Source organism: Specibacter sp. NPDC057265, assembly GCF_042668835.1.
In the GTDB taxonomy this organism is placed as follows: domain Bacteria; phylum Actinomycetota; class Actinomycetes; order Actinomycetales; family Micrococcaceae; genus Specibacter.
On the sequence record NZ_JBHUYE010000034.1, the window covers coordinates 1 to 12,944 of the forward strand.

At 58.6% G+C, this 12,944-nt stretch carries 8 protein-coding genes and 1 pseudogene; 8 read left to right on the forward strand and 1 reads right to left on the reverse strand.

Going from position 1 to position 12,944, the window contains the following annotated elements; genetic code table 11:
* Positions 1-230: 230 nt before the first annotated feature.
* The gene (locus ACFUCV_RS14640; protein WP_380817034.1) at positions 231-752 is read left to right on the forward strand and encodes a Pycsar system effector family protein; all 522 of its coding nucleotides are present in this window, start codon (positions 231-233) and stop codon (positions 750-752) included.
* A 168-nt stretch (positions 753-920) separates the two neighbouring features.
* Here the strand turns inward: ACFUCV_RS14640 and ACFUCV_RS14645 are convergent, their stop codons facing one another.
* Positions 921-2,462, reverse strand: coding sequence for a UvrD-helicase domain-containing protein (locus ACFUCV_RS14645; RefSeq protein ID WP_380817036.1), 1,542 nt, complete (start codon positions 2,460-2,462; stop codon positions 921-923).
* A gap of 581 nt (positions 2,463-3,043) precedes the next feature.
* On the opposite strand from ACFUCV_RS14645, the gene ACFUCV_RS14650 reads away from it, so the two are divergent.
* The 7 genes and pseudogenes from ACFUCV_RS14650 to ACFUCV_RS14680 all read left to right on the forward strand — a co-directional run bounded on the left by ACFUCV_RS14650 (position 3,044) and on the right by ACFUCV_RS14680 (position 12,712).
* Positions 3,044-5,425, forward strand: a complete 2,382-nt coding sequence (locus ACFUCV_RS14650) for a family 43 glycosylhydrolase (RefSeq protein ID WP_380817038.1) — start codon at positions 3,044-3,046, stop codon at positions 5,423-5,425.
* 109 nt (positions 5,426-5,534) lie between these two features.
* Positions 5,535-6,158 carry a hypothetical protein gene (locus ACFUCV_RS14655; RefSeq protein ID WP_380817041.1) on the forward strand — a complete coding sequence of 208 codons (624 nt, stop codon included), beginning with the start codon at positions 5,535-5,537 and terminating at the stop codon, positions 6,156-6,158.
* Positions 6,159-6,292: 134 nt separating this feature from the next.
* Positions 6,293-9,175 (forward strand): family 43 glycosylhydrolase, encoded by a 2,883-nt coding sequence (locus ACFUCV_RS14660; protein WP_380817043.1) that lies wholly within the window; start codon positions 6,293-6,295, stop codon positions 9,173-9,175.
* 356 nt (positions 9,176-9,531) lie between these two features.
* Positions 9,532-10,488: a WxL protein peptidoglycan domain-containing protein gene (locus ACFUCV_RS14665; protein WP_380817044.1), complete on the forward strand. Its 957-nt coding sequence runs from the start codon at positions 9,532-9,534 to the stop codon at positions 10,486-10,488.
* A 34-nt stretch (positions 10,489-10,522) separates the two neighbouring features.
* Positions 10,523-10,864 (forward strand): hypothetical protein, encoded by a 342-nt coding sequence (locus tag ACFUCV_RS14670; RefSeq protein WP_380817047.1) that lies wholly within the window; start codon positions 10,523-10,525, stop codon positions 10,862-10,864.
* A gap of 162 nt (positions 10,865-11,026) precedes the next feature.
* Positions 11,027-11,318 (forward strand): annotated as a pseudogene (locus tag ACFUCV_RS14675) (transposase); the annotation flags it as partial.
* Between the two features lie 335 nt (positions 11,319-11,653).
* Complete coding sequence (locus ACFUCV_RS14680; protein WP_380817048.1) at positions 11,654-12,712, forward strand: LacI family DNA-binding transcriptional regulator; 1,059 nt, start codon at positions 11,654-11,656, stop codon at positions 12,710-12,712.
* Positions 12,713-12,944 lie beyond the last annotated feature (232 nt).

A 12,944-nucleotide genomic window follows, 5' to 3' on the forward strand; every position in this document is an offset into this window, starting at 1 on the left:
TCAGCCCGGTCGCCTACGAAAACCAGGTCAAGCTCGACCAACTTCAGACGGCAAAAGCCGCCTGACCAACCGTCCACGATTTGCGGATAACCTCAGAAGGGTACCTACGACAACCTCAATTCAGAGGCGATCATGAGCAATGATAAGAACATGTGGGTTGGACCGTACGACAGGAAAATCGGCGGCCTTACATACCCCTACTACAAGTCGTCGTATCGCTGGTCGATGTAGTGACCACCGAACCTGACAACAAATCAGCTGTAGAGCAAGCCTGGAAGATTCACGCGGCACAAGAAGGCTGGACTGCCCGGGTCGACACCAAAGCCACCTTCTCATTCACTTTTTGCTCGGCCGTCATCGGAATTGCGGTCGGTCTTTCGGCAAAAGACCGTCTCTACTCTGGCTTGGAGAACGGGACCGCCGTCGCCTTTTACTGGGTGGGCCTGATAGCTCTGATGGCTGGCGCCGTCTTCGCGATCATAACGATCATTCCCCGACTCAAGGCAGCTGACGTAAAGGCATCCGCGTCGGACAATTTCATCTACTTCGGTCATGCCCAGCACTGGGAAGCTGATGATTTGGCCGAAGCCCTCAAGAAACGCGAGATACTCCCCGTCATCACTAGGCAGATCACAGTCATGGCGGACATCGCCTGGCAAAAGCACCAATGGGTTCAGATCTCAATGTGGTGCGGCACAAGCGGGGGCGCCATGCTAGTTGCTAGCGGCTTGATCCAATCGTCCATGCGCTAACTAGGTGCTGCCGTCGTACCTCGGCCAAGCTCGATTCGCTACTGCCGGGGTAGACTGTTGCGATTTAACTTCAATGCACAGGGACTTGCTTCGGGCGCCTAGTGCGCGGTTCAGTCGCGCCCGGATGAACCTCAATTTCCGTTGCGTTGCAGCAGCACTGAAGGCGGATCAAGCGACCACGTAGGGGATACCTTCTCGGTCCAGAATCCGTAATAGCTGTGCGTAGCGCTGCCCTTCTGGCCAGAACATCAGCAGCCGCTGCGCGCGGCTGGCGCCGACATAAAGAACGCGTCGCTGCTCTGAATTGGTGTTGCTTTCCCAATCGTCGAGTGCATGTGAGTTGTTCCTGTGTGCCTTTGATGGGAGTGATATAAGGATGGCGTCAAATTCGGCGCCCTTGACTTGGTGGATATTTGACCATTGCCAACCCAAGGAGGTTTCTGTGAAGAGACCATCAACTTGATTTATCCAAGGGGCCCACAGTTCGGGTCTTGGTTTGGGGAAGGCCTTTTTTAATTGCGATTTCGGGAGGAGTCCGAACTCGGCGAAGCCCACAGTAATGACGGTTGACAAGGAGGTTGCATAGTCGTCAGGGTTTTGCCACTGCTGGCTTGCCGCCACAAGTCGTTTTGAAAGGATTCGAAGTGATGCAGGTTCGACCCCGAGGTGCGCTAGAGTCTCGTCCATGGTTGATAACTGGGATACGCCCGGTTGCTCGACCGCTGATAGGAAAATTCGGCTAAGGGTGTCAAGTGCCGATAGGCGCTGAGTGGCCGTTCCTCGTCCGCGAAGTTCGAGTATTGCGTGCAGGACCCGTCGGGCGGAGGAGTTTCCTGTGAGCGCCGGTTGGTGATGAAGTAGGCGTCTTGCTTCGGTGGTCCCATGGGCGAGTACTCGGGAATCTTGGGGGCTGATTCCGTTTCCCAAAAGGACAGTGTTCGCCTTGGCCATGATGTCGTTTCGTTTGCCTTTAAGCACGTAAACGTGGGGTGAACCAGTGGGTGCCGAGTGAGACGCGACGACAGGGTCGGGTGAGATGCTTCGCAAACTCGTTACTACATCGCAGATTGCCTGCGTGGAGCGGTGACATTCATTGAGGGGTGCAATAGCGGCGTCAGGTACAGTGGCTCGGGATTTTTGGTAGACGTCACCTGCTCCCGCTTGGCGGAACTGATAGATAGCTTGATCTGGATCAGCGACAGCCACGACGGCAAGTCCGTGGTCTTGCAGACGTTTTAGAAGTTGAATATCCGTCTCGTTGCAGTCTTGGAACTCGTCAACGATGAGCTCGGAGAACCGGCGGCGTAGACGCTCCAAGATTCGAGTTTCTTCAGCGGTGTGAAGGATCCGTAGCGCATAATTGCGTGCTGTGTCGGCGCTCATGATTCCGGCAGTAGTCAAGATTCCGTGGCGAGTGGCGGCCTCAGTTGTGAGATTCTTTTGAGTATATGCAGGGAGATTGGTCCACGTGGCGCGATCCGATCGAGACAAGCGTCTATCAACAATTTGGAACCGCCCATCTGGAGTCGCTTCGAACGCGGCCAGGCTCGTGGCGCGTGGGCTGGGCGTCCCCGTGGCGCTCGGTGAGGCGGACGCCGTCGGGCTTGGCGTGGGTGTTGGTGTTGCAACGGGTTCTCCGATGGCGGCCAGGGCTGACATCTCCGCGGCGGTGACGGGGATGACGCTCCCATGGCGCGGGGCGGTCGGCATCTTGTAGCTGGCCGACGGTGTCCACGTGCCGCTGTCCAGGTCCGTTGTTTCGAACGGACCTTCACCGTGTCATAGCCATACGTCGGCGGTCTCGGCTTCCGTGCCACCGCACGGGCGGTCCCCGCCGCTTGAACGCCTTCCCGAGCTGGCGGCGGGCATTCGCCCTGGACCAGCCCACCTCGGCCACCAACCGGTCCAGGATCTCACCCTTGGCCTTCTTCGACGCCGACATATAAGCACCGGCTTCCTTCTTCGTGATTTCCCTGCGCGCAGACAACGTCAACCCATACATCCCTCCAGCACACCAAAGCGCCCGACCATGCGCCAGAGATTTCGCGAGCATTTCCCAAATGAGGCACGCACCCCATTTCGCGAGCACTTTAGATGAGTTTCGTCGAACTATTGCGCTCACTCTTTGTTCCCGGTAACATTCTGATGAGATGTGGCTCACGCCAGTGGCAAGCGTCCATCCGTTTCACGTCCGCCCGGGCGGCTAGGTGAAACATTTTCTTTCCCTCGAGGGATATGCGGCCCCGCAACGTCGTCGTTCGGCGCCGTCCATGCATGATCAAGGAGGATTCGTGGTTCCGAAATTTCGCGTACAACGGCGCGTACAACGATTCGGCTGGCTGGCAGCCGTCCTGACTCTTGGGGCGCTGGCTTCCGGGGCCTTGGTTTCCAGCACCGCGGGGGCTGCGGGTACCAATCTCATTGCCAACCCCGGCTTTGAAAGCGGCCTATCGAATTGGTCGGTAAATCAAGGCGGTAACCTTTCCATTACCTCGGACGCCTACACGGGGACCAATGCCGTCCAGGTTACCCAGCGCAATGACACAGCCTCAGGCCCTGTTCAGGACATCACCGGACACATCTCGAATGGCAAGACCTACACCGTTTCGGCGATGGTTAAGTATGAAAATCTGCTAAGCCCGACGACAAAGCAGTTCTTCTTGACCGCCGACTATGGCGACAACTCGTACACGAACCTCGGCACGGGAACTGTCTCTAGGGGTGAGTGGGGACTGGTCTCCGGGACCTTCACTGTACCGGAAGCGCAGGACCTGTCGACAACCAGGATTTTCCTTGAAACGCCGTGGACGCCTTCGCCTTCCGCAGATCCGGCTCTTCATCTCATGGATTTCAAGGTTGACGATGTGGCGGTTAAGGAATTTGAGCCGACGAAGACGCCCGAGGTTCTGGGAAAGGCTCCTGGAGAGGGAAACCCTCTTATTTCGCATAAGTTTGGCGCCGACGCGAACGCGTTTGTGCACGAGGGCCGAACCTACCTGTACATGACGAACGATACCCAGATGTATGCGCCGGGTGCTGATGGGATCTCCCCTCCCAATACATACGACCGAATTAACACGATCACGGTTATCTCATCTGATGATTTGATGAACTGGACCGACCATGGCGAGATCAAGGCTGCAGGAATCAACGGAATCGCGAAATATGCGGGCCTGTCATGGGCGCCTGCCGTTGAGAGCAAAGTCATCAACGGTGTGGAGAAGTTTTTCCTCTACTTTGCCAACGGCGGAGGGTCGATTGCGGTCATATCGGGTGACTCGCCGCTCGGGCCCTGGCACGATGACCGGGGCAGCCTTCTCATTACGAGCGCCACACCAGGCGCTTCCGATGGAAAAAACTGGCTCTTTGATCCTGCGGTGTTCACCGATGCAGACGGACAGTCTTACCTCTTTTTTGGTGGGGGTGGGGATGATGGGACGGATTCTGCCGACAACGAAAACCATCCGAAGTCTTCCCGCGTCATGAAACTTGGCGCGGACATGATCAGCACGGTCGGCTCCGCGGAGGTCATCGACGCACCGCGCATCTTTGAGGCGGGCCACGTCTTCCAGCGCGGAAGTAAGTACTATTACTCCTACTCCTCGCACTTTGGCTATGGCGGGACGCCGGAACCGAACGCCCCGCCCAACGGCGCGATTGCCTACATGATGGCGGACTCGCCGATGGGCCCCTGGACTGCGGATACCTATCAGGGTGTGTTGTTCCGGAATCCAGGCCAGTTCTTTGGGGTCGGCGGAAATAATCACCAGTCCGTTTTCGAGAAGGACGGGAAATTCTATTTCACGTATCATGCGCAGACGCTCAACCAGAGGATCGTCGGATCCAACGCCGTTCAGGGTTTCAGGAGTCCCCATCTTGCGGAACTCGAGTTCAATCAGGACGGGACCATCAACGAAGTCACCGGCACATTCGCCGGAGTAGATCAGACACGAAATGTCGATCCGTACCGGGTGATGGAAGCTGAAACCATAGCGTGGCAGAAGGGCATCGCTACCAAGGGCGTGTCGGGTACTTCACCCGAGTTTGGGCCGCTGGCGCCGAACCTCGTGCTGGAGGACGTGGATAACGGTGACTGGACGTCGATGGCATCTGTCGATTTCGGCAATGTCGGCGCGGAAGCGGTAACTGCCAGGGTTTTGCCGCTGGTGGCAAACAGCGAGATTCAGATCCGTTTGGACGACCGTGCCTCGGTTCCTGTGGGCACCATTTCGACAGGTGATGCATTGGGATCCTGGACTGAGGTCTCGGCCCGCCTCCAAGGGGTTTCAGGTGTGCATGACGTGTATTTCACGTATGCAGGTGCCGACGGCTCGAACCTGATGGAAGTGGATTCCTGGGCATTTGAGACCGCTGCGTCGCGGCCGTTGGCTGTGCCGGCGGTGGTGGGGACCCGGTGTCTTGGCGGGAAGGTGTTGGTGACGGTGCAGGCCACTAATGGTGAGTCTGTTCCGGTGAGCGTGTCGGTGTCTTCGGCCTATGGTTCGAAGGCGTTTGCTTCGGTGGCACCGGGGAAGAACGTGGCGCATGCGTTCACGACCCGTGCCAGGAGTGTGCCGGCCGGTACGGTCACTGTTGAGGCTTCGGCGAGTATTAATGGCTCGCCGGTGACGACGTCGGTGCAGGCCGGGTACGACGCAAAGACCTGTAACTGATCGGGAAGGGGCCGGCGGCCGTGTCCGGTCCGGTGGGCCCCTTCCTTGTTCTCGAAGTCCGGCGTCCTCGCCGGACAATCTGATACTTCTCTTCTAGGAGGCATGAAAAATGGGCAATTTTGGTTTAGTGGCACGATGCTCGGCAGTGGCTGCGGGCGCGGCCCTGTTGTTGGGTGTGGCCGGCGCCGCGGTGGCCGAGGTGAATTACGGGGACCAGGACGTTGATGTCAATGTTCAGATCCCGGAACTGAACGTCCCGGGGGTGTTGGCCATGACCGTGAGCGGGACCTCGGCGACCCTGGCTGAGAGCGGCTCGAGCGCGACGGTTCGGCAGTTCACGGGTACCCTGCCCACGGTCACGGTTACTGACACCCGTTCCGTGGACGAGATTCCGGCTGGTGCGGGCTGGTATGTGCTTGCTTCTTCCTCTGACTTCACTGGGGAAACAGGGCAGGCACCCATTGGTGCAGAACACCTGGGATGGGCGCCAAGACTGATAGCAGGAGGCGACTCAGGCCTGGTCGCAGAAGGTGACGTGGTGGATACTGTGATGGATTCAGGTCCTGACGCGGTCGGCCTTGTGGACCAGGAATTGCTGGCACTGGCCTTCGATTCGGCCGCAATCGCTCAAGAAGGGCAGTGGACAGCCAACGCAGACCTGTTCCTGAGGACCTCCGCCACCGTCGCTCCTGGCAATTACACCGCAAACCTCACACTCTCCCTCTTCGAATAACATCACCCGCCCAGCCGGGCAGCAGTGCGCTGGTGCACTGCTGCCCGGCTGGACGAGCCGCCAGGCTCTCGAAAGAAAGAAAGAAGGCAACAATCGTGAACAAACCGGCACGAGGGTTACCCAGAATCCTCACTATGGCCGCGGTCGGCGTTGTTCTTAGCGCCGCGTTGGCCCCCCTGACGGCCCCGGCCAATGCTGCAGACGCATGGATACCGGCACCCTCATTGACTACGACCGACAGGGGCGACGGGACCTACTCCGTACCCCTATTCAATGCCGACGTCCCGGATGTCAGCGTGGAGCGGGTGCCGGCCGCAGAGAATGGCGAGGGACGCGACACCTACTACATGATCAGCACGACAATGCATCTGAGCCCCGGCGCGCCGATCATGAAGTCGTACGACCTCGTGAACTGGGAGATCGTCAACTACGTATTTGACCGGCTCAGCATCGAGGACTCCGCATCACTGCGAAACAACAAGGAATCCTACGGGCAGGGTCAATGGGCAGCGTCCCTGCGCCACCACAACGGCAAGTTCTACGTGGTGTTTAACACCAACAACCTGGGCGGCGCCTATATTTACAGCACAGATGACATTGACAACGGCGCCTGGACCCGGACAGCCTTGGGACGTGGATTGCACGACCCGTCGCTGTTCTTTGACGATGCCAATGGCGGCACACCGTATATCTTCCACGGGGGCGGACGGACCAGTGCCTCCCAACTCAACGAAAACCTCACTCAGATCGTGGCAGACTACCCCGACATCATGACGAAGGATGACTTCCCCCAGTCCTATGTCACGGACGCCTACGAAGGCCAACAGATTTATCGCATCGGCGACTACTACTACAACGTGACAATTACATGGCCGCCCGGCGGCGGCCGGCAGGTCGTCATGTTCCGGTCAAAAGACCTGCTTGGCAGGTACTCTTCCACCTCTGGTGCAAACACTTACGAAGCCAAGCGCGTCCTAGACTCGAACGGCTGGGCACAAGGCAGCCTGGTCCCCATCGCCAAAGACGACGGTACAACCAGCTGGCACGGAATGTTCTTCCGTGACTCTTGGCCCAGCGGACGAATTCCCGCTCTGATTCCCGCCGTTTGGACGGACGGATGGCCGACATTCGGTAATAACGGTGACGTGGACGTGAACGGAACCTTCCCCAAGCCAATCCGGCTCAGCGCCGCTGAAGAACAGCTGCAGCGCCAGCGCAGCATTGTCGCCTCCGATGGCTTCTCCAACGATGCACCACACAAAGCGTACATGGATGAGCAATGGACTCTTCCCTCCCCTGCCAACATCGACCAGTCCCTGATCAACGTGGAGTTGCTGCAGAATCCGGGCTTCGAGTCCGGGAGCGTACAGCCATGGGCCGGCCAGTTCGGAGCAAACCTTTCGCTTGAGACGGGGGACAAGGCTGCAGGAGCAGCCTCCCTGAAAGTGGCCGACCGTACTTTGAATGGTTCGGCTCCGTATCAACTCCTGAACGGGAAGGTACAGGCAGGAGTGACGTATGCCGTGTCGGCGAAAGTAAAGTACGACAGCGGCCCGGACACGATCAGGTTCAACCTCGTGAGCGATTACGGCCAGGACGTGAAGGAGATGGCCTCCGCCATAGCCACACGCGGACAGTGGACCACCGTCACCGGTGCCTACACCATTCCCCAGAACACCGACGTCAGCAATTTCAAGCTCGCAGTAGAGACCCCCTGGGGCAATCCCCAACCCGCCTCATCGACCGTCGAGTACCTGCTTGACGACGTTTCCTTCATCGGACAGCCCTCAACGCTGGAACAGCCCACGGCTGCGGAAATCGTGCCCAACGGGTCACGGCTGCGCATGGAATGGGAATGGAATCACGCACCGGACAACCGCTACTGGTCACTGACCGCCCGCGACGGCTGGCTGCGGCTGACAGCGGGCAAGGTCGTGACCGGCAACTCCGTTTTCGCCAAGAAGTCAGCCAACGACGAGCTCACCTGGTTTGAGGAAGCCCGCAACACCCTGTCTCAGCGCACGTGGGGACCCAAGGCCTCTGCAGAAACCAGTATCGACATCTCGGGCATGAAGGACGGAGACGTCGCTGGCTTGGCGCAGTACACCCGCCAGTTCTCCTACGTGGCAGTAAAAAGGGTCAATGGCCAGAACACCATCGGCGTAGTCCAACGGCTTCAGCCGTTCACCGCAGCCATTGATCAGGCATCGGTGGAAGCTTTCGTACCCGGAACCACAGCCAACCTCGGTGCAGCAACCCAGGTGCACCTCAAGGCCGACGCGGACTTCTCGACCCCGGGCCAGCTGTCCATGCGTTATTACTACAGCATTGACGGTCAAAACTGGGTTCGACTGGGTGACCGCTTCGGCCCGATGAGCGGCACCGACGGTCTTGCCCACTTCATGGGGCAAAGGTTCGGCCTCTTCAACTATGCAACAGAGCAAGCCGGAGGGCACGCGGACTTCGACTATTACCTGCTGAGCAGCACGCTGACCGACGAGAACAAGCCGCTCGATCCGACAGGGCTGGATGCCGCGATCACGCAGGCACAAAGCCTGAAGCAAGCGGAATACCCGGCACAGGCCTGGGCTGCGATGGAGACGGAGCTGGCCAAGGCCAAAACAGCAAAAAGCAACGGATTCGGCACACAGAACCAGATAGATGCACCCGTCACGGAACTCAATCTCAGGCTGTCCGAACTCGCCGTCATCAAGGCTGCGTCGCGGCCGTTGGCTGTGCCGGCGGTGGTGGGGACCCGGTGTCTTGGCGGGAAGGTGTTGGTGACGGTGCAGGCCACTAATGGTGAGTCTGTTCCGGTGAGCGTGTCGGTGTCTTCGGCCTATGGTTCGAAGGCGTTTGCTTCGGTGGCACCGGGGAAGAACGTGGCGCATGCGTTCACGACCCGTGCCAGGAGTGTGCCGGCCGGTACGGTCACTGTTGAGGCTTCGGCGAGTATTAATGGCTCGCCGGTGACGACGTCGGTGCAGGCCGGGTACGACGCAAAGACCTGTAACTGATCGGGAAGGGGCCGGCGGCCGTGTCCGGTCCGGTGGGCCCCTTCCTTGTTCTCGAAGTCCGGCGTCCTCGCCGGACAATCTGATACTTCTCTTCTAGGAGGCATGAAAAATGGGCAATTTTGGTTTAGTGGCACGGAAGATAGGCATGACCGCCCTCGTGTCTCATGGAACAACAACATCCATGCATTCATGCAGCGCCCGGCGGACCTGATATGAACACCATGAAACAGGCTGGACCGGGCCAGGCACGGCGAGCACTTGTCCGATCCGTGGCTGCATGTGTTGTCTTGGGGCTCATGTTTATCGCGTCCATTGCGAGTGCGTCAGCTGCAAACTCGGGGGACAAGGATCAGCCCGTGACATGGTCGGCAAGCCCCGCGGACGAAAGTGGTCCCGATGGCCGTACCGGCGTAGATCTGATAATCGATCCAGGGGCCGAAGCTGCAGATCATCTCGCAGTGCGTAACTTCAGCAACCGTGAAATTACCTTCGCGATTAATGCCGCAGACGGCTATCTCACGCCCACCGGCCGGTTTAACATGATTCCGTCCAACAAAAAATCCGTCGACGCGGGCAGATGGATTACCGTTGTCGAGGCCGTAACCGTGCCCGCCGGCGAAATCCGTACAGTCCCATTCCATGTAACCGTTCCCCCGAACGCAAGCCCTGGCGACCATGCGGCAGGTATCGCCGCGTCGATCCGCTCCCAAGGCGGGGGCGAGGGAGCCGGTAAATTGAACGTGGAAAGCAGGGTCGGATTTCGCGTGATGATCCGCGTGACCGGTTCGCTGCAACCCCAACTCGAAGTCCAGGCCCACGCAACATTCGAAACAAGCTGGAACCCTTTCCAGCCAGGCGCAGCGGATCTGGTCTATGTGCTCCAAAATACGGGCAATGTGAGACTCTCCGTGACAGGATCCATTGCACACGACGGCGTAAGAATCCCGGACAGCGACACCGAGGCAGGGAAAGCAGTCGACCTGCTGCCCGGCGATACGCACGAGATGACGATCCACCTTCCACGACTTTGGCCGGTAGGTTTCGTCTCACTGCCTCTCGCGCTCGACCAAAGTATGGCAGCCCCCGATGGTTCTGAGCAACGACTGGCACCCATTGCCCGAGACGTGCCGCTATGGGCAGTCCCTTGGCCACAGCTCGCAATACTGGTAGCGGTGGGCCTAATAGTCGTCGGTCTGTTCTGGGGACGACGGAGGCAGGCTCTATCAGTGGCGCGGTTGGTACGGGAAGCCCACGAGGAAGGACGCCGTGCGGGATCAGCTGCAAAAACCGAAAGAGTCGAACACCATGAATAACCCTGCTTCGCAGAAATGACCGAAAGGCATCGCAATGCAGACGCAACTATCCGGGGGCATCTTTGCACGCTACTTCAAAAAGTTCACACTCGCCTTACTGCTGGCTCTGACCCTGGCTCTGGGAACGGCTTCTTTACCCGTTCACGCATCGGAGGGCGAGACCGGGGAAGTGACCATTCTTGTCGAGATCACTCCACGATGGCACTGCGGTGACGTGGAAAGTTGCCATATGGAGAAGCTGCCATTGACCGGGACCCAGAGGACATCATGGTGGATCCTTGGCTGCCTCGCCGTTGCTTCAGGAACGCTGATTTATGTCTCCGCCACGATCACTGGCCGCAAGGAGCCCTCGACCCAAAAGGCCAAGTCGCAATAGAAGTCCATAACCTATCTTAACCATAGGCCGTAGGGGGCTCCCACTACCGCCCCTACTCAGAGAATTCGCCGCTGCCATGTCGAAGAATGCGGTCGAGGACGGGCGCAGGAGAACAGCCAGGGGGAGGATGGCGATCGGTCCGTGCGGTCGCAAATCATTGCGTGGGGCAACGCCTGGGCCGAATTCGTGCCCTTCCTGTAGTTCGACCGCGAGATACGCGCCATCATCTGCACGACCAACGCCACCGAGAGCATCAACGCACGCATCCGCAGGGCGGTGAACGCTCGCGGACACTTCCCCACCGAGGAGGCCGTGCTCAAATGCGTCTATCTGGCGATCATGAGTCTTGACGCCACCGGGACAAGGCCGACAACGCTGGTCCAACCGCTGGAAGGCCGCGCTGAACGCCTTCGAGGTCACCTTCGACGGACGACTGTCTGCCGGCAAGAAATAAAATCAAAACCAGTTACACCGAAAATTGACAGACTCGCTATCTGCCACGGATGTTCAGGACGGCAGTATGAGCGTTCAAGTTATTGGTGGCAGGATGTAGGAAGCACAAAGCTTGGATGAAGGATTTTCCGTAGACGGCTGCGCGCGGGCGTTGCCAAGGTTGTTGGGTTTGCGATGGCCGTTCCACGTTCTGATTTTTGGCGGTTCGGTGGTCGTCCCTCGGCTCGCGGGCAGGGGACGTATTTCCTCCTTGTTTCGGGCGGCAGACCAATCGGTTCGGCGGATACCTCCCCCGGTCCAGCTAATTATGCGGTGCGATTTAGATTGCTAGGGGGCATGGAGTTGATGACTGGTTCTAAGCGGGACGAGGGTGGGGTGAGTTTGAATGGGCGGCCGTCCAAGTTGAACATTCGGGACATCGCGTCCTTAGCCGACGTGTCGCATATGACGGTTTCACGAGTATTAAACGGGCATCCGAATATTCGACCCGCTACGAGACAACGGGTTCTGGATATCATCGAGGAGCTCGGTTTCCGGCCTAATAGTGCAGCCAGGGCCCTTGCAACGGACCGGACGCGGCGAATTGGCGTGATCATGGACAGTGGAGTGGAGTATGGACCTGCAAGCACTCTACGTGCGATCGAGCTTGCTGCGCGGGAGACCGGCTATGCAGTAACCTCTTTCGCAGTGCAAGATGACGACGGCGTCACGGCTAATAATGCAGTGGGTGAGCTTTTGGCGCAGGGAGTCGACGCGCTGTGTGTTATCGCGCCCCGTTCATCATCAGTCGCGGCTTTGCGGAAAATGTCCATAAGCGTGCCGGTTTTAGTGGTCAAGTCCAGGAAGGACCCGACATTCCTTACCGTGGGTGTCGACCAGCATCTGGGCACCAACCTGGCCGTGGACCATCTGGTTGCTCTTGGCCATCGAGATATTCTCCATGTCGCAGGACCCTTGGACTGGCTGGATGCGAGTGCCCGCGAACGAGCGTTCCATGCCCGGGTAAAGTCCTGGGGTCTAAGGGAACGGGCAGTGGTGGTCGGGGACTGGAGCGGTGATTTCGGGTTCGATTTCGCTTCCGGGATTCGAAAGATGCCTGAGTATACGGCGATCTTCGCGGGCAACGACGAAATGGCGTTTGGCATCATCCACGGCCTTCACGACAACGGCATACGGGTCCCTGAGGATGTGAGTATCATCGGTTTCGATGATTTGCCGGTCGCACGACATTTACTTCCGCCACTAACCACCGTGCGGCAGGACTTCAGCGCTTTGGGGGCTAAGGCCATGGAGGTGCTGCGCGCGGCGATGGAAAACCGTGACAGCCCTCAGCGCTCGAAGATCCCTACCGAGCTGATGGTGCGCCAATCCACGTCGAGCCCCCGTGCACCATGACGACATCGGTTCGGAAACAGCACATTACACTCTGACTCCTCTCCAGTCGGAGGAGACACCGATGTTGCCGGTTCCTGGGAGCCGGCAACCCAATGTCTCGGTGTCCGCCATGGTCAAACTTATTGACCAGTTGATAATGAACCGTCCCGGATTTGATGCCGCTGTCTTTTTTGAGAAAGATGGCAATCATGCCCAAGAGATACCCAACCGAAGTTCGTGATCGTGCCGTGCG